Origin of the sequence: Streptomyces sp. NBC_01304 (genome assembly GCF_035975855.1) — a bacterium.
Classification (GTDB): Bacteria; Actinomycetota; Actinomycetes; order Streptomycetales; family Streptomycetaceae; genus Streptomyces.
The window spans coordinates 2704477-2725926 of the sequence record NZ_CP109055.1 but is presented as its reverse complement, the minus strand read 5'-3'; the positions used below and the strand labels follow the sequence as shown (position 1 = coordinate 2725926).

At 69.3% G+C, this 21450-nt stretch carries 21 protein-coding genes; 13 read left to right on the top strand and 8 right to left on the bottom strand.

What is annotated here, in order from left to right; all coding sequences use genetic code 11:
- Positions 1-221 precede the first annotated feature (221 nt).
- Entirely contained in the window at positions 222-1112 is an 891-nt protein-coding gene (locus OG430_RS11900; RefSeq protein ID WP_327352432.1) for a 2-hydroxy-3-oxopropionate reductase, read from the bottom strand.
- Positions 1113-1237: 125 nt separating this feature from the next.
- Positions 1238-2077, bottom strand: a complete 840-nt coding sequence (locus OG430_RS11895) for a TIM barrel protein (protein ID WP_327352431.1) — start codon at positions 2075-2077, stop codon at positions 1238-1240.
- A 125-nt stretch (positions 2078-2202) separates the two neighbouring features.
- On the opposite strand from OG430_RS11895, the gene OG430_RS11890 reads away from it, so the two are divergent.
- From OG430_RS11890 to OG430_RS11855, 8 genes are all read left to right on the top strand, one after another.
- Positions 2203-2457: a hypothetical protein gene (locus OG430_RS11890; protein ID WP_327352430.1), complete on the top strand. Its 255-nt coding sequence runs from the start codon at positions 2203-2205 to the stop codon at positions 2455-2457.
- A complete protein-coding gene (locus OG430_RS11885) occupies positions 2454-2831 on the top strand; it encodes a helix-turn-helix domain-containing protein (protein WP_327352429.1) in 378 nt (125 codons plus the stop codon). Before OG430_RS11890 ends, OG430_RS11885 begins: the two co-directional genes overlap by 4 nt.
- A gap of 217 nt (positions 2832-3048) precedes the next feature.
- On the top strand, positions 3049-3564 hold the full coding sequence (gene uraD / locus OG430_RS11880; protein ID WP_327352428.1) for a 2-oxo-4-hydroxy-4-carboxy-5-ureidoimidazoline decarboxylase: 516 nt from the start codon (positions 3049-3051) through the stop codon (positions 3562-3564).
- Positions 3561-3950, top strand: a complete 390-nt coding sequence (gene uraH, locus OG430_RS11875) for a hydroxyisourate hydrolase (RefSeq protein ID WP_327352427.1) — start codon at positions 3561-3563, stop codon at positions 3948-3950. The genes uraD and uraH overlap by 4 nt, the downstream gene beginning before the upstream one ends.
- 6 nt (positions 3951-3956) lie before the next feature.
- Positions 3957-4880 carry a factor-independent urate hydroxylase gene (gene pucL, locus OG430_RS11870; protein WP_327352426.1) on the top strand — a complete coding sequence of 308 codons (924 nt, stop codon included), beginning with the start codon at positions 3957-3959 and terminating at the stop codon, positions 4878-4880.
- A gap of 232 nt (positions 4881-5112) precedes the next feature.
- Positions 5113-6492 carry an 8-oxoguanine deaminase gene (locus tag OG430_RS11865; RefSeq protein ID WP_327352425.1) on the top strand — a complete coding sequence of 460 codons (1380 nt, stop codon included), beginning with the start codon at positions 5113-5115 and terminating at the stop codon, positions 6490-6492.
- Between the two features lie 228 nt (positions 6493-6720).
- Positions 6721-8229, top strand: coding sequence for a nucleobase:cation symporter-2 family protein (locus OG430_RS11860; RefSeq protein WP_442816478.1), 1509 nt, complete (start codon positions 6721-6723; stop codon positions 8227-8229).
- A 135-nt stretch (positions 8230-8364) separates the two neighbouring features.
- A complete protein-coding gene (locus OG430_RS11855) occupies positions 8365-9024 on the top strand; it encodes an aspartate/glutamate racemase family protein (protein WP_327352424.1) in 660 nt (219 codons plus the stop codon).
- Between the two features lie 79 nt (positions 9025-9103).
- On the opposite strand, the gene OG430_RS11850 is transcribed toward OG430_RS11855, so the two are convergent.
- The 3 genes from OG430_RS11850 to OG430_RS11840 all read right to left on the bottom strand — a co-directional run bounded on the left by OG430_RS11850 (position 9104) and on the right by OG430_RS11840 (position 14068).
- Positions 9104-9871: a chitosanase gene (locus OG430_RS11850; RefSeq protein WP_442816706.1), complete on the bottom strand. Its 768-nt coding sequence runs from the start codon at positions 9869-9871 to the stop codon at positions 9104-9106.
- Between the two features lie 200 nt (positions 9872-10071).
- On the bottom strand, positions 10072-12267 hold the full coding sequence (locus tag OG430_RS11845; RefSeq protein WP_327352422.1) for an alpha-N-acetylglucosaminidase: 2196 nt from the start codon (positions 12265-12267) through the stop codon (positions 10072-10074).
- Between the two features lie 100 nt (positions 12268-12367).
- Positions 12368-14068 (bottom strand): glycoside hydrolase family 13 protein, encoded by a 1701-nt coding sequence (locus OG430_RS11840; RefSeq protein WP_442816477.1) that lies wholly within the window; start codon positions 14066-14068, stop codon positions 12368-12370.
- A 150-nt stretch (positions 14069-14218) separates the two neighbouring features.
- On the opposite strand from OG430_RS11840, the gene OG430_RS11835 reads away from it, so the two are divergent.
- Positions 14219-15331 carry a substrate-binding domain-containing protein gene (locus OG430_RS11835; protein WP_327352420.1) on the top strand — a complete coding sequence of 371 codons (1113 nt, stop codon included), beginning with the start codon at positions 14219-14221 and terminating at the stop codon, positions 15329-15331.
- 136 nt (positions 15332-15467) lie between these two features.
- On the opposite strand, the gene OG430_RS11830 is transcribed toward OG430_RS11835, so the two are convergent.
- The 3 genes from OG430_RS11830 to OG430_RS11820 are packed head-to-tail and all read right to left on the bottom strand — an operon-like array spanning position 15468 to position 16785.
- Positions 15468-15851: a peptidase inhibitor family I36 protein gene (locus tag OG430_RS11830; protein WP_327352419.1), complete on the bottom strand. Its 384-nt coding sequence runs from the start codon at positions 15849-15851 to the stop codon at positions 15468-15470.
- Positions 15848-16366, bottom strand: a complete 519-nt coding sequence (locus OG430_RS11825; RefSeq protein ID WP_327352418.1) for a hypothetical protein — start codon at positions 16364-16366, stop codon at positions 15848-15850. The genes OG430_RS11830 and OG430_RS11825 overlap by 4 nt, the downstream gene beginning before the upstream one ends.
- Positions 16363-16785 carry a hypothetical protein gene (locus OG430_RS11820; protein ID WP_327352417.1) on the bottom strand — a complete coding sequence of 141 codons (423 nt, stop codon included), beginning with the start codon at positions 16783-16785 and terminating at the stop codon, positions 16363-16365. Before OG430_RS11820 ends, OG430_RS11825 begins: the two co-directional genes overlap by 4 nt.
- 300 nt (positions 16786-17085) lie before the next feature.
- Between OG430_RS11820 and OG430_RS11815 the strand changes: the two genes are divergently transcribed.
- The 4 genes from OG430_RS11815 to OG430_RS11800 all read left to right on the top strand — a co-directional run bounded on the left by OG430_RS11815 (position 17086) and on the right by OG430_RS11800 (position 21416).
- The gene (locus tag OG430_RS11815) at positions 17086-18402 is read left to right on the top strand and encodes an ABC transporter substrate-binding protein (RefSeq protein WP_327352416.1); all 1317 of its coding nucleotides are present in this window, start codon (positions 17086-17088) and stop codon (positions 18400-18402) included.
- A 103-nt stretch (positions 18403-18505) separates the two neighbouring features.
- The gene (locus tag OG430_RS11810) at positions 18506-19456 is read left to right on the top strand and encodes a carbohydrate ABC transporter permease (protein WP_442816476.1); all 951 of its coding nucleotides are present in this window, start codon (positions 18506-18508) and stop codon (positions 19454-19456) included.
- Entirely contained in the window at positions 19453-20391 is a 939-nt protein-coding gene (locus tag OG430_RS11805) for a carbohydrate ABC transporter permease (protein ID WP_327352415.1), read from the top strand. Before OG430_RS11810 ends, OG430_RS11805 begins: the two co-directional genes overlap by 4 nt.
- A gap of 38 nt (positions 20392-20429) precedes the next feature.
- The gene (locus OG430_RS11800) at positions 20430-21416 is read left to right on the top strand and encodes a hydroxyacid dehydrogenase (RefSeq protein ID WP_327359052.1); all 987 of its coding nucleotides are present in this window, start codon (positions 20430-20432) and stop codon (positions 21414-21416) included.
- Positions 21417-21450 lie beyond the last annotated feature (34 nt).

The following is a 21450-nucleotide window of genomic DNA, read 5'->3' as shown; positions in this document are numbered from 1 at the left end:
CTGTGAAACATAGGTTCGGCGTGAACCGAACGTCAACAGTTTGTTGAAGAAATGCGGCGGGCGAACTTCTGGGTGTTCGTACAAGCCCCAGGTAAGCCACAAAAGTGCTGCAAAAATGGAGCAAAAGGTGCATCCGGGCGACGTCGACGCTTGGGCGCGACAGGACAGGTGTCAGCGCCGACGCCGCCCGGAAACCTAGGAGTGACCTCGAAAGGTCAGGCTCAGACCTGCTGGCCCGAGAGACGCTCGACCGAGCGGAGCAGCGCGGAGTGGTCGAGGCCACCGTCGCCCTGGGCGCGCAGCGAGGCGACGAGCTGGGCGACGACGCCACCGACCGGCAGCGCGGCACCGACATTGCGGGCGGCGTCGGTGACGATGCCCATGTCCTTGTGGTGCAGGTCGATGCGGAAGCCCGGCTTGAAGTCGCGGTTGAGGAAGTTGTCCTTCTTGCGGGTCAGGACGGTCGAGCCGGCCAGACCACCGTTGAGGACGTCCAGGGCGGCGGCAAGGTCCACGCCCGACTTCTCGAGGAAGACGACAGCCTCGGCGCAGGCCTGGATGTTGACCGCGACGATGAGCTGGTTGGCGGCCTTCACCGTCTGGCCGGAGCCGTGCGGGCCACACAGGACGATCGTCTTGCCGAGGGCCTCGAGGACCGGCTTGGCCTCGTCGAAGTCGGCCTGCTCGCCGCCGACCATGATGGACAGGACGGCCTCGATGGCGCCGGCCTCGCCGCCGGAGACGGGCGCGTCGATGACGCGGATGCCCTTCTCCTTGGCGTTCTTGGCCAGGTCGACCGAGGTCTGCGGGGTGATCGAGGACATGTCGACGATCAGCGCACCGGACTTGGCGTTCTCGAGGATGCCCTCGGGGCCGTAGTTGATGGCCTCGACCTGCGGGGACGCGGGCACCATCGTGACGATGACGTCGGCGTCCTTGACGGCCTCGGCGATCGACTTGACGGCCTTGCCGCCGGCGGCCGCGAGGCGGTCCAGCTTGTCCTGCTCAAGGGTGAAGCCGGTGACGTCGTAGCCGGCCTTGATCAGGTTCTCGGACATGGGGGAGCCCATGATGCCGAGGCCGATCCACGCGATCTTGGGAAGGTTGCTCATTGAGGGTGCCTCTCTGGGAAAAGCTGTTCTACGTCTGTGAGTTGCCGCTCACCGCACAGTTCGCGGCAACGGCTCGCTGTGCGCTCCGGGCCTGCCGCCGGACGGGCCCAGGGCGCGAGCGGGCGTCAGCGGGCGGCGCGGGCCTCGGCCGGCAGCCAGCCGAAGGACTCGGCGGTGGGCTTGTCGCCGGCCTTGTACTCAAGACCCACGTAGCCCTCGTAACCGGCCTTCTTCAGCTGGTCGAGCAGGGCCTCCAGCGGCAGGTCGCCGGTGCCCGGGGCGCCACGGCCCGGCTTGTCGGCGATCTGCACGTGGCCGGTCTTGTCGGCGTACGCGTCGATGACCGCGGTCAGGTCCTCGTCGTTCATGGCCAGGTGGTACAGGTCCATGAGGAACTTGGCGTTGCCGAGGCCGGTGGCCTCGTTCACCGCGTCCACGATCTCGATCGCCTTGGGGGCGCTCACGATCGGGCACTTCGGCGACTCGGGCGCGTTCAGGGCCTCGATGAGGAGGATCGCGCCGATGCGGTCGGCCTCCTTGGCGGCGAGCACCAGGTTCTCCAGGGCGAGCTTGTCCTGCTCGGCCGGGTCCACGCCGTCGACGCGGTTGCCGTACAGGGCGTTGAGCGCCGTGCAGCCGAGGGCCTTGGCGAAGTCCGCCGCCACCTTGAGGTTGGCGCGGAACTTGTCCGACTCCTCACCCGGGACGGACAGCGCACCGCGGTCCGGTCCGGGCAGCTGGCCGGCGTAGAAGTTCAGCCCGGTGAGCTGGACGCCGGCGTCCTCGATGGCCTTCTTCAGGGCGTCGAGCTCCGACTGCTCAGGGGTGGCGGTGTCGACCCAGGGCCACCACAGCTCGAGGGCGCTGAAACCCGCGGCGGCAACGGCTGCGGGGCGCTCCAGGAGGGGCAGCTCCGAGAAGAGGATCGACGAGTTGACAGTGAAGCGCTGGTCCGAGAATCCCATGAGGGGCAGCCGCTCCTTCCGTATCGCGGAAGTTACTTTCTACTTGATGGAAGATTGCCTTCGACCTGGGCGAGCTGTCAAGTGGCCCCTCCCGAAAAGGACGTACGTCCCGGTAGCTTGGCCGCGTGCGATTGAGAGTGGAATTCACGACGGAGCCCTTCGATCTCGACGAGGCCCCCGCCCATGCGGTGGCGGCCCGCGAGGTCATTGAGGCGGCCGAGCTCGACGCGGTCGATGTCGGGCCCTTCGGCAACACCGCGGAAGGCGGTGCCGACGCCGTCCTGACCGCGGTCGACGCACTGCTTCGCAGATCCCTGAGCGAGGGCGCCACCCGCGTCTCGCTCCAGGTGAACGTCATCGGGGAGGGCGAGGACAAGTGACGGAACCCCGCGACCACCCCTTCGTCGCAGCGGTCAAGCCGCTCGTGGACGCCATGGGCGGCCAGATACTCGCCCCGGCCGAGGCGAGCGGCGACGACGTGGTCCTCGCCTGGGAGGGCGAGGACGTACTCGCCGTCCGGCTGCCCCAGCTGGCCGACTCGCTCGACCACATCCTCGCGGCCCTGGAGCGCAAGGCCGGCCAGCCGCTCTCCGAGCTGGACCGCAAGTCCAAGCAGGAGGTCGTACGGCTCCTCGAAGCGCGCGGCGCCTTCGCCGTCCGCCATGGCGTGGAGACCGTGGCGGGCGCCATAGGCGTCTCCCGCTTTACGGTCTACAACTACCTCAACCGGGACAACAGCACGAAAAGTGAGTAGTGCGCACCCGCAGAACGCACAAGCTCGGACCGGTTTGTACCTGCTAACGCACAAGCCCCGGTCACCCGCTGTAGAGAAGCCGTCGCCCGATACGTCGGGTGACGGCTTCTTTGTTCAAATGATTTCAACAAAGTGTTGACGCGATGTTGTCGAGGGTCTTAAGTAATCCCCAGCCCGTCCAGCACAAGGCCAAGTTCAGGCCACGGAGGCTTACACCGTGACTTCAGGTACGACGCCGGGTCTCACCCGGTTCAACACTCTTGAGGAGACCGCGGCCACCGCGGAGCTCCACGAGGTGTGCGCCAGCTCGGCATGGGGGAGCAAGCTGCTCGCCCAGCGCCCCTTCACCACCGTCGATTCCCTCTTCGCCGCGAGCGACGCCGCCATGGCCGAGCTCAACACCGCGGACCTGGAGGAGGCGATGGCGGGGCACCCGCCGATCGGCCGCCCGAAGCCCGGCGACCCGACCTCGGCCCGCGAACAGCGGGGCATGGCCGGCGCCTCCGAGGAGCTCAAGAACGAACTGCTCGAGCTGAACCTGGCCTACCAGGAGAAGTTCGGGCATGTCTTCCTCATCTGCGCGACCGGCGCGACCGCCGAGTTCATGCTCGGTCAGATCAAGGTCCGGATCGAGAACGAGGCAGAGGCGGAGGCGGAGATCGTCCGCGCCGAGCTCACCAAGATCAACCGGATCCGCCTCACCCGTCTCGTAGAAGAAGGAAGCGCAGCATGAGTACCGACACCACCGCTTCGGTGTCCACCCACATCCTGGACACCAGCATCGGACGCCCCGCCGAAGGCGTCGCCATCTCGCTCGCGGCCCGCGCCGGATTCGACGCGGACTGGGTGACCCTCGGCGGTTCCAAGACCGATGCGGACGGGCGTTGCAAGGACCTTCCGGACCTGCCGGAAGGCACCACCCACGTACGTCTCGACTTCGAGGTCGAAACGTACTTCGCCAACAAGCAAGCCGAAGTACAGCAGGATGCCCCCGCGAATCGGGACAGCGGTGCGTTTTTCCCGGAGGTGGCGATCACGTTCGCCGTCAAGCCGGGTGAGCACTACCACGTGCCGCTGCTGCTCAACCCGTTCGGCTACTCCGTTTACCGAGGGAGCTAGCAGACCATGCCCACGATTCTCGGCCAGAACCAGTACGGCAAAGCAGAGAACCGCGTCGTCAAGATCACGCGGGACGGCGACACGCACCACATCAAGGACCTGAACGTCTCGGTCGCCCTGTCCGGCGACATGAGCGACGTGCACCTCACGGGGTCCAACGCCAACTGCCTTCCGACCGACACCACCAAGAACACGGTGTACGCGTTCGCCAAGGAGTACGGCATCGAGTCGGCCGAACAGTTCGGCATCCACCTGGCGCGCCACTTCGTGGACAGCCAGGAGCCGATCCACCGGGCGCGCATCCGCATCGAGGAGTACTCCTGGGAGCGCATCGCCTCCTCGGACGCCAACTCCAAGTTCATCGGTGCCGACGAGGTCAACCACTCCTTCATCCGCAAGGGGCAGGAGACCCGCGTTTCCGAGATCACGTACGACGGTCAGAACTGGCAGGTCATCTCCGGCCTCAAGGACCTGGTCGTCATGAACTCCACCAACTCGGAGTTCTGGGGCTACGTGAAGGACAAGTACACGACGCTGCAGGAGGCGTACGACCGCATCCTGGCGACGCAGGTGTCCGCCCGCTGGCGCTTCAACTGGAGCGACGACGAGCAGCGGATGCCCAACTGGGACAAGTCCTACGAGCAGGTCAAGAAGAACATGCTCGAGGCCTTCGCGGAGACCTACTCCCTGTCGCTGCAGCAGACCCTGTACCAGATGGGTTCGCGCATCATCAACCACCGTTCGGAGATCGACGAGGTCCGCTTCTCGCTCCCGAACAAGCACCACTTCCTCGTCGACCTGGAGCCCTTCGGCCTCAAGAACGACAACGAGGTGTACTTCGCCGCGGACCGCCCGTACGGCCTGATCGAGGCGACCGTCCTGCGTGACGGTGTCGAGCCGAAGATCCCGGTCGACATGACCAACCTCTGATCCTTCAAGCCTCTTTGAGGGCTCGGATGCTCTACCTCTGACGCGCATGCGCCGGCGTCTCCCCCGGGATCACCCGACAGTGGTCCCGGGGGCCAGGAGGGGAGCGGGGACATCTGCGCAACACAACGCCCCCGGTCGCGATGATGCGGCCGCAAGGGCATTACGGATTCGGTCGTCACCCCGCTCGACCCCCGGATCCGTACATCCGAAGAGGAAGAACGAGGAACCGCTAATGGCGGCTTCGCGCATCGTCATCGAGAACTGCGCCATCGCGACCGTTGACGCCCACGACACCGAGTACGCCTCGGGTTACCTGGTCGTGGCGGACAACAAGATCGAGTCGGTGGGTGCCGGAAAGGCCCCCGCGAACCTCGAGAACGTGGTGCGGCGCATCGACGGCACCGGTCACCTGGTGACGCCGGGTCTGGTCAACACGCACCACCACTTCTACCAGTGGATCACGCGTGGCCTGGCCACCGATCACAACCTCTTCAACTGGCTCGTCGCCCTCTACCCGACGTGGGCGCGCATCGACGAGCCGATGGCCCGCACCGCCGCGCAGGGCTCCCTCGCGATGATGGCCCGCGGTGGTGTGACCACCGCGATGGACCACCACTACGTCTTCCCGCAGGGCTCCGGCGACCTCTCCGGCGCGATCATCGGTGCCGCCTCCGAGATGGGTGTCCGCTTCACCCTGGCCCGTGGTTCCATGGACCGCTCCGAGAAGGACGGCGGACTGCCGCCGGACTTCGCCGTCGAGACCCTCGAAGGCGCGCTGACCGCGACCGCCGAGACCGTGGACAAGCACCACGACGCCTCCTTCGGCGCGATGACCCAGGTCGCCGTCGCCCCGTGCTCCCCCTTCTCCGTCTCCACCGAACTGCTCAAGCGGGGCGCCGAGTTGGCGCGCTCCAAGGGCGTACGTCTCCACACCCACGGCAGTGAGACCGTGGAGGAGGAGAAGTTCTGCCACGAGCTCTTCGGCATGGGCCCCACCGACTACTTCGAGTCGACCGGCTGGCTCGGCGAGGACGTGTGGATGGCGCACTGCGTCCACATGAACGACTCCGACATCGCCGCCTTCGCCCGTACGAAGACCGGCGTCGCGCACTGCCCGTCCTCCAACGCCCGGCTCGCGGCCGGTATCGCCCGCGTCCCGGACATGCTCAAGGCCGGCGTCCCGGTCGGCCTCGGGGTCGACGGCACCGCGTCCAACGAGTCGGGCGAGCTGCACACCGAGCTGCGCAACGCGCTCCTCATCAACCGCCTCAGCACCGAGCACCGCGAGGCCGCCCTGAACGCCCGCCAGGCCCTGCGCCTCGGCACGTTCGGTGGCGCCCAAGTGCTCGGCCGGGCCTCCCAGATCGGCTCCATCGAGGCCGGCAAGCTCGCCGACTTCGTGCTCTGGAAGATGGACACGCTCGCGCACTCGTCCATCGCCGACCCGGTCATCGGCCTGATCTTCGGTGCGGCCGCACCGGTCTCCGCCTCCTTCGTCAACGGCAAGCAGATCGTCGAGAACAACCGACTGCTCACCGTGGACGAGGACGCCATCGCCCGCGACACCCGCAGCGAGGCCCAGCGCCTCGCCCGCATCGCCGCCGGCGGCTGAGCGATTGCTCTCGCTCACGCGTGAGCAACAGCTCCACAGAGAAGTCCGGTTGAGGGGGACGGCCCTCGACCGGAGCCGTGGACCCGAGCGGGGTCCATGGCAGCCGAGTCCGGTGGATGCGGGCCAAGAGTGTCCGCATCCACCGGTTTCGGTGGCCGTCCGATCTTTACCGTGACGTGAACATGTCACATTTGTACGTATTCACTTGCATCCATATGTACGACCTCCATGACACTCGCGTCGCTGGCGACGCGCAAACCGGCCGGAGGAACCGCCGTGGCATCAACCCCCAGGGTTCAAGAAGCAGTCGCCGTGCCAGAGGACGGGAACGTCCGCGACCAGACGCCCGACAAGCACCCGGTCGACGAGAAGCTTCCGCCGCTCAAAATGATGACCAGCGGTCTACAACACGTAGCCGCCATGTACGCGGGCGTCGTCGCCCCGCCGCTCATCGTCGGAGCAGCCGTGGGGCTGTCCGGCAAGGAGCTCACCTTCCTCACCGGGGCCAGCCTCTTCACGGCCGGCCTCGCCACCTTCCTTCAGACGCTGGGCATTTGGAAGATCGGTGCCCGGCTCCCGTTCGTCAACGGCGTCACCTTCGCGGGTGTCGCGCCGATGCTGGCGATCATCGACCAGACCAAGAACAAGGACGACGCGCTGCCGATCATCTTCGGCGCGATCATCGTCGCGGGCCTGCTCGGCTTCATCGCCGCCCCGTTCTTCTCCAAGCTGGTCCGCTTCTTCCCGCCGGTCGTCACCGGCACCGTGATCACCCTGATCGGCGTCTCGCTGATGCCGGTGGCCTTCGGCTGGGCACAAGGCCCCAATCCGGCGGCCAAGGACTACGGCGCGATGAAGTACCTGGCGCTCGCGGGCATCACGCTCGTGATCGTCCTGCTGATCCGCCGCTTCACCCGCGGCTTCGTCAAGCAGATCGCCGTCCTGCTCGGCCTGGTGGTCGGCACCGTCATCGCGATCCCGTTCGGAGTCACCGACTTCACCGCCGTCACCGAGGCGAGCGTCGTCGGCTTCCCGACACCGTTCCACTTCGGCGCCCCGCAGTTCGCCGCAGCGGCCATCGTGTCGATGATCGTCGTGATGGTCGTCTCCATGACGGAGTCCACCGCGGACATGCTGGCCCTCGGTGAGATCGTCGACAGGCCCGCGGACGAGAAGGTCATCGCGGCCGGTCTGCGCGCCGACACCCTCGGCTCGGCGCTGTCCCCGCTGTTCAACGGCTTCATGGCCAGCGCCTTCGCGCAGAACATCGGTCTGGTCGCGATGACCAAGATCCGCTCGCGGTTCGTGGTCGCGGTCGGCGGTGGCTTCCTGGTCCTCATGGGCCTGTGTCCCATCGCCGCCTCGCTGGTCGCCGCGGTGCCCTCGCCGGTCCTCGGCGGCGCCGGTGTCGTGCTCTTCGGCTCGGTCGCGGCCAGCGGTATCCAGACGCTCGCCAAGGCGGGCCTGGAGAAGGACAACAACGTCCTGATCGTCGCGGTCTCCATCGCCGTCGGCCTGATCCCGATCGCGGCGCCGGAGTTCTACCACGCGTTCCCCGACACCGCGATGATCATCCTGGACTCGGGCATCTCCACCGGCTGTGTCGCGGCCGTCGTCCTCAACCTGGTCTTCAACCACATCGGCAAGGGCCAGGACGCACACGACGTGACCCACCCGATGGAGGGCGGCGAGGACATCTCGGAGGCCAGCCACCCGCACCCGGTGGCGGCACACTGAGTCACCTGCTCCACCCGTTCCACCCGGCTTCACCAGGCACCAACTGACGCGGCGCGTACTGCACTTCCCTCCAAGTGCCGTACGCGCCGCGTCAGTTGGCGCCCGTGCGTCGGCAGATCCGAGGCGAGGAAGAGCGTGCACGGCAAGCGGACCGTCGTACTGATCAACCCCAACACCTCGCCCGACACCACCGCCATGCTGGCCGCCGCCGCCCGGACGGCATTCGGCTCCCGCGGCGCCTTCGAGGTCCGCGCCGTCACCGCGGCCGCCGGCCCCCGGATGATCGTGACGCCCGAGGAGCTGCGGGCCTCGGCGGCGCAGGTGCTCGCCGCCGCGCTGCGGGCCGGCCCCCAAGGCGTCGCGGCTTTCGTGGTCGGGGCGTTCGGCGACCCGGGTGTCGAGGAGCTGCGGACGGTCGTCCCCGTGCCGGTCGTGGGGATCGGGGAGGCCGCGCTCGTCGAGGCCGCGCACACCCGGTTCGGTGTGGTGACCACGACGCCCGCGCTCGCCCGGCCCATCGCCGCCCGGATCGAAGTCCTCGGGCTGGCGGACCGGTGCACGGGCGTCCGCTGTACCGAGGGCGATCCGGAGACCCTGTCGAGCCGGCCGGACATCCTGCGCGAACGCCTCGCGGCGGCGGTCGAGTCGAGTGTCGTACGGGACGGCGCCCACGCGGTGGTCATCGGCGGCGGCCCGCTGACCCGGGCGGGCGCGGCGCTCCAGGAACGCTTCGCCGTGCCGGTCATCGTGCCGGTCGCCGCCGCCTGCCGCCGGATCGAGCAATTGCTGGGGTGACACCGAAGGACGCGTACGGCCCCGGCTCACGGGTGCCGTACGCGTCCTTCTGCCCTGCAAGCAGTGCAAGCCGTGCGGGTCAGCCGATGTGGTAACTGTCCCCGTAGACCTTCCAGTCCAGCGGCGGATCCAGATTCAGATTGCCCTTGTCGAGGAAGACCCGCTGAGCGGTGTCGACCCGGCTGGTGTCGGAGTGGGCCTCCTCCTGCTTCATGGCCCACACCCGCGCGTCGAGGAAGGCGTTCAGGTACGCCACCTCGTCACCACCCTGTGCCGGGGGCTTGGCCTCGCGCAGCGCGCGCTCGCGGATGCTGCGGAAGCCGGTCTCGTCGCCGCCGTCGCCGTGCATGACGATGGCGTCGTAGTACGCGAACTGCCCGAGCGTCCCGACCCCGTCCGCCTTGCCCTGCTTGACCGCCGGGTTGAAGTAGACGCGGTCCCGCTCGTCGTTCTGGGCCTGCTTGAACGCCGAGTCCGTGGCGGCCTTCTTCCAGTCCTTCGGGTAGTTCGGGTCGAGCCCTTCGTGGGAGTCGCTGCCGTCGACCTCGCGCAGGGCGGGCAGATACTTCGCGAGTACGTTGCCGGGCTTGCGCTCGGTGTACAGCTCGACCAGTTCCAGCATGTCGTGGGTGCCCGAGCAGAAACCTATGATCCCGGCGGTGTAGCCCCGGCCGTCACCGATGTCCTCGATGTAGCCGTACTGGGCCTTCCAGTCGAGCGAGGAGTTCTCGGCGCTGGAGACGAGCTGCATGGCCATCTCCTTCTTCGCCGGATCGTCCAGACCCGTCGGTGCCGCGCTCGCCGTCGACTGCAGGGCGGCGGGTACGAAGAGCGCGAGCCCGAGCAGGGCTCCGGCCACCGAGGTGATGCGACGTGCCGTACGAGAGCGTGCCGTGCGGGAACGGGCCGTGCGTGAACGTGGGGGGTGCACGTGACCTCCAAGAGGGGGGAAGGGGGCGGGAGGGCGCCCTGTCGCCATTCTGTTAGGAAGCTTTCCTATCAGAGTTGCGGCATGACGTATACCCGTCAACCCACCTCGCTCTCGGGCTACTTCAGGGTTCGGGCCACCTCGACGGCCAGCCGGTACGTGTCCCCTTCGGGCTCGGTGAGCAGCCGCCCCGGCGCCCGAGTCCACTTGTCCTCAAGGGCGAACCAGTCGACGGCCTTGGGCTCCCTGCCCTCCTTCAATGCGGCCGCGAGCTCCGCGAAGTACGCGCTCCAGCGCAGCCGGTACAGGCCGCCCACCAGGCCCGCCCACTCCCGGTTCGCGTAGTCGCGCAGGCCCGCGTCGGCGCCCTCCCGGGTGCCCCACACCGTGAGGAGGCTCAGCTGGTCGTACGCGAGTCGGTCGCGCTCCGCCGCATCCGCGCCCCACGCCCGGGCGTCCGCGACCCAACGGCCGAGCAGATGCCGGGAGTCGGTGGCCACGAGCCGGTCGAGCAGATCCATCAAGGTCAGCCAGGTCCCGGTCAGCTCCTTGAAGCGGGCCCCGTCCCCGGCGTCGTACGCCTCCTTGATCTGCGGAAGCAGTACGCGGCTGCGGTTGGACAGGGCCTGGCGGGCCACGTCGAGGAGGTCGCGCCGGTACGCGGAGCTGCCCCGCAGCGCCGGGGCGACCGCCAGGAGCTCGGTCAGGGCGGGCTCGAACTCGGCTGCGGAGTACCGCAGTTGTTCCGGCGACCAGGCGGCCGCGGAGTCGGCGGACAGGCCGGGCCGGGCCCCGAACAGGCCGTCGGCGGCCTCGCTCCACTCGTCGGCCCGGGTGGTGCCGTAGGCGGTGCGGCGCAGGATGTCCCAGGCGGCGCCGGCGTGCGCGTCCGGGGCGCCGTACCGCGCGACCGCCCACGTCTCGAACCACTCCTCCAGGTCCAACTCGCCCTCGGTCCAGGCGAGTTCGGAGAACAGCTCGAAGGCGGCCGGGTTGTTGTCCGCGGCCTCCGGCATCAGCGAGATGCCCGCCATCGTGCTGCCGGGCCTCGTGCGCCACTTCTCGTACAGCGCGGCCCAGTCCGGGGTGTTGGCGCCGAGCGCCGTGTGCCCGCCGAAGTTCCAGATCGAGCCGAACGTGTAGGGCGTGGAGCCCCAGTCGGACTCCCGGTCGGTGATCTTCGTGAAGCGGTCGGAGAGGCCGTCGACGACGAGCATCCGGGACTTGTCCACGGCGTCGGTGATGGCCTTCGGCGGATTGTGCTGCCAGCCGAGGATCACCCAGGTCGCCCCGGGACGCGCCGCCTGCAATGCCTTCTCCACGCCGCGCGCGGCATCGGGGACCGGCACGTCACCGGGCTTCCCGCCCTCGTGCAGCAGATCCATCTTGTAGAGGCCGGACGACCCGAACATCTGGTCCTGGCGCCGGTAGAACGCCTCCGCCACCCGCGCGAAGTGCGAGCCGCGCGGGTCGAGCCAGTCGGGACGGCGAAACCCCATCCAGTCGCCCTGCGGCACGGTCTTCGCGCCCGGATTCTTCTCGGCGAAGCCCCGCGGCACCGTCCCGAAGTAGCCCGGCAGCACGGGCGTCATGCCCAGCTCCCGCGCCCGGTCCGCGATCCGCCGGCCGAGCGCGGCCCGCGCGTCCAGGAGCTGCCCGGACACCGGGGCGGGGAAGCCCGCCATGTTCTGCAACAGCCACCAAGGCTGGTGCGCGGGCCCCGGAATCCACTGCCGCAGCTCGTCGTCGCCGTACCCGAACTCCTGGAAGACCCGGTGGTACAGGGCGTCCGCGCCCACGTACACCAGGACCTCGTTGTAGCCGTGCAGCGCCAGGACGTCGAGCTCGCGCTCCCAGTACGACCAGTCGTGGTACGCGCCCGTGTAGCCGTCGTTCGTGTCGTTGAGCACGAACCGGTGCCGGGCGTTGGCCCGCCCGGTGATCGCCCTGCGCGGGGCGGGCAGCAGCTTCGGGAGGTTCAGCTGCTCACCGGCCCAGGTGATGTTCGCGTGCGCCTCGTGCTTCAAGTACCGACGCAATCCGGTGAGTTGGACACCGGGCGTGCTCCCCTCGACCGTGATCCGGCCGCTCTCCCCGCTGACCCGGAAGACGTCCTGGCCCGCCTTCTCGGGCGTGGCCCGGAACGTCAACTGCTGCCAGTGGCCCGGCAGCAGTCTGCGCGCCGCCGCCTGCGCCCCGCCGAGCGCGGCAACCCCGGACGGCCCGGCGGCACCGGCGGTACGCGAGCAGGCGGTGGCGGCGAGGGCGGTGGTACCGGCGAGCGCGGAGAGGAAGGTGCGGCGGCCCAGCGGCATACGGAACTCCCAAGGACGAAGGGGTGTGCGCGGGCGGCCCGCCATCACAACGGCGTGCCGCCCCACCGAGCAATACCCCGCCCGCCTCGACCGGTACGCGTCAGTGCAGCCACACGGAGGTGTCGGGCGGAAGAACGCCACCCGCCAGGGGGCCGCTCGCCAGGAGCACTTCGCGGTCGGCGGGCAGCTCGACCGGGGTGTCCGAGAGGTTCACCAGGCAGCGCACGGACCCGCCGCGCCGGTCCGGGCCGGACCCGCCCGGATCATGCGCGGCGTGCCCCCGCTCGAAGGCCAGTACCTTCGGCCCGCCCTCCTCCAGCCAGCGGAACTCCCCACCGAGGAGGGCAGGTTCGGCCCGGCGGATCCGCAGCGCGCGGCGATACAGCTCCAGCATCGAGCGGGGGTCACCGCTCTGGGACCGTACGCTCAACGCCTCCCACGCGGCCGGCCGCGGCAGCCACGCCGGAGCGTCCGGCGCCTCGTCGCCCCACGGCAGCGGCACCCGGCAGCCGTCCCGCCCCAGGTCCTCGCCGCCCGTCTGGAAGAACGCCGGGTCCTGGCGCAGCCCGTCCGGAATGTCCTCGACCTCCCAGAGCCCCAGCTCATCGCCTTGATAGACGTACACGCAGCCGGGCAGCGCCATCGTCAACAGGGCGGCCGCCCGGGCCCGGCGGGTGCCGAGCTCCAGATCGACGGGCGCGCCGTGCACCCGGCGTCCGTCGAGCGCGTACGACGTGTCGGTGCGCCCGTAACGGGTGAGGTGCCGGGTCGTGTCGTGGTTGGACAGGACCCAGGTCGCGGTGGCGTCGACCGGGGCGTGCTCGGCGAGCGTGGAGTCGATCACCTTGCGCAGCGCCCCGGCGTCCCAAGGGCTCTGCAGGAAGGGGAAGTTGAAGGCGGTGTGCAGCTCGTCCGGGCGCAGATAGCGGGCGAAGCGGACCGGGTCGGGGGTCCACACCTCGCCGACGAAGATCGGGTCGTGGTCGTAGGAGTCGAGGACTTTGTGCCACTCGCGGTAGACCTGGTGCACTCCGTCCTGGTCGGCCCACGGGGACGGGCCGCTCCCGTCGTGGTCGGGGAGGGCCGGGTCCTTCACGAGGTTGTCGGCCACGTCGATCCGGAAGCCGTCGACACCCCGGTCGAGCCAGAAGCGCAGCACCGACTCGAACTCGGCGCGGACCTCGGGGTTGTCCCAGTTGAAGTCGGGCTGCTCGGGCGCGAACCGGTGCAGATACCACTCACCGGGCCTGCCTCTCCCAGACTCCGTCCGGGGGTGCCCCCCTGCCTCGGTCACCCGCCGCCAGCCGACCCCGCCGAACGCCGACTGCCAGTTGTTCGGCGGCAGTTCACCGCTTTCGCCCCGCCCCGGCCGGAACCAGAACCGCTCCCGCTCGGGAGAGCCGGGCTCGGCGGCGAGCGCCGCCTTGAACCACGGGTGCCGGTCCGAGCAGTGATTGGGCACGATGTCGACGACGACCCGGATCCCCAGGTCGTGCGCCTCGTCGATCAGCGCCTCGGCCTCCGGCAATGTACCGAAGAGCGGATCGATGTCCCGGTAGTCGGAGACGTCGTAGCCGCCGTCGGCCATGGGCGAGGGGTACCAGGGACTGATCCACACGGCGTCCACCCCCAGTTCGCGCAGGTGCGGCAGCCGGGCGCGGATGCCGGCGATGTCGCCGATCCCGTCCCCGTTGCCGTCGGCGAAGCTGCGCGGATAGATCTGGTAGATCGCGGCGGACCGCCACCAGCGGGCGGCCACGGAAGATTCCACGGAAGAGTCCACAGAAGAGGGGATCGGCATGACCGCGAACCTAGAGAGCCCGCCGTATCAGCGTCAAGAGCCCTCGGATCGTTTTGATCGGACCCGATCGATACGATGACCTTGGCCGCGGCGGCCGCGTACAGTGCGTGGTCACGACCCCCGCCCGGCAGTCAGCGACAGGGAGAAGCCATGCGGCTCCATGTGGACCAGCGTCATGAGCGCGTGCTCGAACTCGTCCGCGAGCGCGGCAGCGTCCGGGTCGCCGAGCTCGCCGAGGCGCTCGGGGTCTCCCCGGTGACGCTGCGCAGGGACGTAGAGGCGCTGGCCGCGCAGGGCCGGGTGCGGCGCATGCACGGTGCGGTGATCTGGCCCGGCGGCGAGGCGGAGGCGCCGAGCGCTGCGGGCACGGAGGCGGAGGGCCTGGTCATCGGCCTGGTCGTACCGACGAACAACTACTACTACCCGGAGGTCGTGCGCGGCGCCCGGGAGGTCGTCGAGGCGCACGGCGCGAAGCTGACCATAGGGATCTCCAACTACCTGCCCGGCGAGGACGTCGCCCAGGCCGAACGCCTCGTCGCCTCCGGCGTGGACGGCCTGCTGCTCACCCCGACCTGGGACGAGGGCGCACCGGAGGCGGGCGAGGGCGAGTGGGTCGCCGACATCGGGGTGCCGACCGTGCTCATGGAGCGCTGGGCCCCGCTCGGGCACCCGGCGGCCGGGCTCGACCGGGTGCGCTCCGACCACGCGTACGGCGCCGCCGAGGCGGTACGTCACCTCGCCTCGCTCGGGCATCGCAGGATCGGTCTCGCGGTCCAAGTCTCGCCCACCGCACGGCACTTGAGATTCGGTTACGCCGCCGCCCTGGAGGCGCTCGGCCTCGAAGCGGCGCCGCCCTCACCCCTGGACGCCAAGCCCTCGTCGAGCGAGGGCGACCGGTTCGACCGGACCCTGGAATACCTCTGCTCGCTCGTCGAGCAGGGCGTCACGGGCGTCGTCGTGCACAGCGACTCCGACGCGATCGTGCTGCTTCCGCGGCTGCGGGCGCGCGGCATCAAGGTGCCGGAGGACCTGGCGATCGTGGCGTACGACGACGAGGTGGCGGGCCTCGCCGACCTGCCGCTGACCGCGATGGCCCCCGCCAAGCGGGAGGTCGGGGCGCGGGCGGCGGAGCTGCTGCTCACGCGGCTCGCGGAGCGCGCGGGCGGCGCGGACACCGGTGCGGTGCCCGCGCCGCGTCAACACATCGATCTGTTGCCGGAGTTGCGGGTCAGGGCGTCGTGCGGACAGCCCCTCGGGGAGTAGGGCCTGGGGCGTGTGTCGGAAGTCCCTCCGTCCGCCCGGAGGGCGGGCCCTGCGGCGAGAGGGGGTCCCCCCTGCTCGGAGAGCTTGGGGGCGCGTGCCAGGCGTCGCGGGGCAGGAGGGACTTCCGACGCGCGCCCTAGCAGCCCATGGCCCAGGTGTGGGAGTCGCCGCGGTCGTTGGCGACGCCGTTGTAGCCGACCTCCTGGCCGGGGGTGAGACAGATCGTGGCGGCGCCGCCGTCCGAGGGCCACTGGACGGCGTCCTCGTGGACGATGACGTGGTCCTTGACGCCGGGCCCGGAGATTCCGTGGTTGGCCCAGGACGAGTCCGCGTCGGCGATCCAGCTCTCCCACCATTCGTCGTCGCCCGAGGCGTTCATGCGCTGGCCGCCGAAGTTGGCGTCGGTCCAGGCGCAGAAGTTGCCGCTCGGACACTCCGCCGCCGGTGCGGGCGAGGCCGTGGCGAGGGTGGCGCCGGCGGCCAGCAGGACGGCGGCGAACAGGGCGAGGGGGTGCTTCATGTGCGGTGCCTTTCTTCGGGTTCACGGAGTTCTCGCGTGAGGATGGCGGTGGCTTGCGCGAGGGCGTGCGCACGCAGCTCGCGGTAGGCGGCGCGGTCCTGCCGCGGCGCCCTGGACTTGAGGTTGTTGACCGTGGTCGAGGCCTGGAACCAGCCCCTCTGATCCCCGTACAGCCGCTCCTGCGCGGCCGCGAGGCAGCCGTCGGTGTGCTGCCCGACGACATGGCCGCTGGGCAGCTTCAGCTGCAGCTCCGCCCGCCCCGTGCCGAACAGCGCGTGGTCCACGCGGCGGCCCTCGGCTCCGCGGGGAGGTGTCTTGCCGGGGCGGGGCGGGGTGAGGCCCTGCCGGGTCAAGCACCGGTCGGTGAGGACGAGTTGGGCGGCCTTGAGGGTGTCGTCCGGGCTCAGTGACACGGTTGGTTCCCGGGGCGAAGCGCAGCCCGCCAGACTCCCGAGGACGGCCAGCAGGACGGCCGCTGCGGACAGGGCGGCGCGGTGCGGCGGTGCGGGCGTCATCCCGGCTGGCAGTCGCTGTGATCGTTGGTGTCGATCGCGTCGAACTTGTCCCACCACTCCCAGTTCTCGGAGTAGTCGCCGCTGTAGATCCTCCGCTTCAGGCAGGGGCCGCTCGAGGGAAAGTGCAAGGCGTAGGCCTGCTGCTGGGTCTGGTTCGAGAACGACTTGGCATGCCGGCGGATGCGCTGCTCCGGCTCGTTGTAGCCGCCCCGGCCCGGGTCGTAGCACCAGCCTCCGCCCTGCCCCGTCTCGCCGGGTTCGGGCCAGAAACAGATGAATCCCGGCAGGGCGGCCGCCCGTGCGGTTGGGGTCGGGGGAGAGGCCGGGACCGGGGGAGAAGCGCCGGTCAGGGTGGTCAGGGCGACCGCTGTGAGCGCGGTGGCGAGGGCGGTGGCGGTGCGGCGCAAGGTGGCCTCCATGGCCGGTGGTTGGGTGATGCACGCGCTGCCTTTCCAGGCATCGCCGCAGGTAAGCGCGGTGCGGACACGGCTCACCCGCAGCGGTGAGTAGTCACACCGCAGGTGCCTCTGGCATCACCTGGGCCCCACGGTGGGCCGATCAATGGAATCGATCGTGTCCCGATCGTTTTGATTGAAGTGTTCATTCGGTCTTGACCTGTGATCGGTCTGGCGCAAATGATGGCTCCCGTTCACCTCTTCTTCCGCAGCTGCAACAAGGCAGTTGTCTGCCGCAGTTCGAGGTCCCGTAGGAGCCGTGCCATGCCGCGCACTTCCCGTACCGCCCGTACCTCCCGCATAGCCCTCACCGCGTCGATCGCCTCGCTGGCTCTCTTCGCCACCGCCTGTGGCGGGGACGACGAGGGCTCCGGCAAGGCCGGATCCGACGGCAAGCCGGTGACCGTCACCTACTGGTCCGCGACCAGCGGTGCCAAGGAGGCGGCCGAGGCCTTCAACAAGACGCACAAGAACATCAAGGTGAAGTTCTCGCTGATCCCGGCCGGCCCGGAGGGCGTCACCAAGCTCTCGAACGCGGTCAAGGGCGAGAACGCCCCCGACGTCGCGACGATGGACTACTCCGCGCTCCCCGAGTACGCGAGCGAGGGCAACCTCGAGGACCTGAGTCCGGACGCCGGTGACTTCGTCAAGGAGAAGTTCCCGGAGAACATCCAGTCGATGGTCAACCTGGGCGGCAAGACCTGGGCCGTCCCCTTCGACGTCACGCCGATCCAGCTCTACTACCGCAAGGACATCTTCAAGAAGGCCGGCGTGGAGGTCCCCAAGACCTGGGACGAGTACCGCAAGGCCGCCGAGAAGATCAACAAGTCCGACTCCAAGGTGAAGATCACCAACTTCGGCGGCGGCGACCCGGCCCTCCTCGCGGGCCTGGCCTGGCAGGCCGGCGCCAAGTGGTACGGCACCGCGGGCGACGCCTGGAAGGTCGACATGGAGGACGCGGCGTCCAAGAAGGTCGCCACCTACTGGGACGACCTGCTCAAGGACGGACTCGCCTCCAAGACCCCGCTGTGGGGCGAGGGCGAGGCGAAGGAGCGGGCCGGCGGCAAGGTCGCCACCATCATCGGCGCCTCCTGGAGCGCGGGCGGCTTCTCCGTGGGCTACCCCGACGCGAAGGGCAAGTGGGGCATCGCGCCGCTGCCGACGTGGGACGGCACGGCGGCCACCGGCATGTACGGCGGCACCTCGTTCGTCGTGCCCAAGGGCAGCGACAACACCGAGGCCGCGGCCGAGTTCATCAAGTGGGTCACCACCGACCCGGCGTCCATGACGGCCCGCCTCAACGCCGCGAAGACGCCCAGCAGCGCGCTGCCGGCCAACGAGGAGATGCGCGCCGCCGCGGCCAAGGAGTTCGACGGCTCGTACTTCAAGGGCCAGGACGTGTACGCCATCGCCGGTGCGGCCGCCGACACCATCGTGCCCGGCTGGACCTGGGGCCCGGTCCAGCAGACGGTCGTCTCCGCGCAGGTCGCGGCCGGCGCTGACCACAGCAAGATGCTGACCGAGGGCCAGGCCAAGGGCACGAAGGCGATCACCGACCGCGGTCTGAAGCTGGCGAAGTAGCTCGCCGCACCAGCTGGAGGGCCCGGTTTCCGTGGGGGAACGCCGGGCCCTCCGACCACCCGCAGCACCTGCCTCACCCGAACTCCACCGAAGGAGACAGCCGGTGGCAGCACCACTCGCCAAATCGCCCGCCGCGCCCCGCACCTCGGCGCCCGCCGCGAACGGCTCCACCCGCCGCAACCAGCGGGGCGCCGCGACCCTGTTCATGGCCCCGTTCTTCGTCCTGTTCGCCGCCGTGACCCTCGCGCCCATCGGCTACGCGGCCTATATGAGCCTGTACCGCGAGGAGTCCTCCGGCCTCGGATTCGGCGGTACGGAAAGGGTGTTCGCGGGGCTCGGCAACTTCACCGAGGCCCTCACCGACGAGGCGTTCCTGCGCTCCTTCGGGAACATCGCGATCTACTGCCTGATCTACATCCCGATCATGATCGGCGGAGCCCTGGCCCTCGCCCTCCTGGTCGACTCGGCGATCGCCCGCGCCAAGCGGTTCTTCCAGATCGCGTACTACCTGCCGCACGCCGTGCCCGGACTGGTCGGCTCGATGATCTGGCTGTACCTCTACACACCAGGTCTCAGCCCGATCACCGACACCCTGTCGACCCTCGGTTCCGACTGGAACTTCTTCGGCAAGGACGAGGCCCTCTACTCGGTCATCAACGTCTCGGCCTGGCAGTGGATCGGCTACAACATGATCATTTTCTACGCGGGTCTGCAGGCCATCCCGCGCGAGACCCTCGAAGCCGCCACGGTCGACGGCGCGGGAGCACTGCGTACCGCACTGCGCATCAAGATCCCGATGATCCGCTCGACCGTCGTCCTCACCGTCCTGTTCACCTGCGTCGGCGCCATCCAGCTCTTCGACGCCCCCAAGCTCGTCCAGCTGCGGGCCGCCGAGATGGGGGAGGACTGGTCGCCGACGATGTTCATCTACAAGGCGGCCTTCATGGGCCACGACTACGGCCTGGCCGCCGCGGCCTCGCTGCTCCTCGCGCTCATCGCGGGCGTGCTGTCCTTCGTCGTCACCAAGATCGGCAACCGGTGGAAGGAATCATGAGCACTCACACCGCGCCCCCCGTCGCCGAAGCCGCCAAGACGGATTCCCCGGCCGCCACCGAACCCCGGGCCGTCATCAAGCCCCGACGCCCGCGCCGCCCCCGCCAGTTGACCTCCAAGATCATCGTCAACGGCGTACTGATCTTCTTCGCCTTCTACACCCTGATGCCGCTGACCTGGCTGGTCATCGCATCGACGAAGAGCTACCGCGACCTCTTCGCCACCAACCCCTTCGCCATCGGCGACTTCGACTTCTTCCACAACCTCAGCGAGCTGTTCGCCTACAACGACGGCATCTATCTGCGCTGGCTCGGCAACAGCGTCATCTACACGGTCGTCGGCACCCTGCTCTCCACGCTGATCTCCGTGGCCTGCGGCTACGCCTTCGCCAAGTACCACTTCCGCGGCAAGGAGAAGCTGTTCGCGGTCGTCCTGCTCGGCATCCTCGTCCCGTCGACCGTCACCGCGCTGCCGCTGTACCTCCTCGCCTCCGAGGTCGGCCTGGTCAACACCTACTGGGCGGTGCTCCTGCCGTCCCTGGTCAACCCGTTCGGCGTCTATCTCTCCCGGGTCTTCTCCGAGGGATACGTTCCCGGCGAGGTCCTGGAAGCGGCCCGCATGGACGGCGCCGGCGAACTGCGCACCTTCCTCAAGGTGTCGCTGCCGATGCTCGCGCCAGGCTTCATGACCGTCTTCCTCTTCACCTTCACGGCGTCCTGGAACAACTTCTACACCTCGCTGATGATGCTCAACGACGAGGAGCTGTACCCGGTCAACCTTGGTCTGTACGCCTGGATGAAGAGCGTCTACCAGCACCCCGAGCTCTACCCCCTGGTCATCATCGGCTCGCTGGTCGCGGTCGTCCCGCTGATCGCGGCCTTCCTCTCCCTGCAGCGCTTCTGGCGCTCCGGCCTCACCGCGGGAGCCGTCAAGTGACCCGGAACCCCGCCGCCCGCCCCCGCACCGTCCTCGCCATGAGCGAGGAGACCAGGGACGCGGTGTTCGGCACCGGACCACTGCACCGGCTCACCCGACTCGCCGACGTGGACACGGGGCTCCTCGTCACGGACTTCGACGCCGTCGACGACGTACAGCAGAAGCAGTTGTACGAGGCCGAAGTCCTGCTCACCGGCTGGGGCTGCCCCGTCGTCGACCGGGCCGCCCTGCGCCGGATGCCGCGCCTGAAGGCCGTCGTGCACTCGGCCGGCAGCGTCAAGCACCACATCACCGACGCCTGCTGGCAGCGCGGCATCGAGGTCACCACGGCCGCGGCGGCCAACGCGCTGCCGGTCGCCGAGTACACGCTCGCCGCGATCCTCTTCGCCAACAAGCGCGTCCTGGACGGCGCCCACGCCTACCGCGCGGCCCGCGGCCGGGTGCACCTCCTCGACCGCTTCCCCGACGTCGGCAACTACCGCCGCACCGTCGGCCTGGTCGGCGCCTCCCGGATCGGGCGGCGCGTAGTCGAACTGCTCAAGCCGTTCGACGTACGGGTCCTGATGTACGACCCGACGCTGACGCCCGCCGACGCCGCCGGACTCGGCGTCGAACAGGTAGGCCTGGACGCGCTCGCCCTGCGCAGCGACGTCGTCAGCATCCACGCGCCCGAACTCCCCGCCACCCGGCACCTGTTCGATGCCGCCCGGCTCTCCCTGATGCCCGACGGCGCCACGCTCATCAACACCGCGCGCGGCTCCCTCGTCGACACCGAAGCCCTCACCAAGGAACTCCAGTCGGGCCGCCTGCACGCCGTGCTCGACCACACCGAGCCGGAGATCCTGCCCGCCGACTCGCCCCTGTTCACCCTGCCGAACGTGCTGCTCACCCCGCATCTCGCGGGCTCCATCGGCGGCGAGCTGCACCGTCTCGCGGACGCCGCGATCGACGAACTCGCCCGATATGCCGAGGGATTGCCGTTCCGGCACGGCGTCGACCCGAGCACGCTGCACCTCTCGGCCTGACCCGCCGCCGCCTTCCCCGCGCCAGATCGGAACC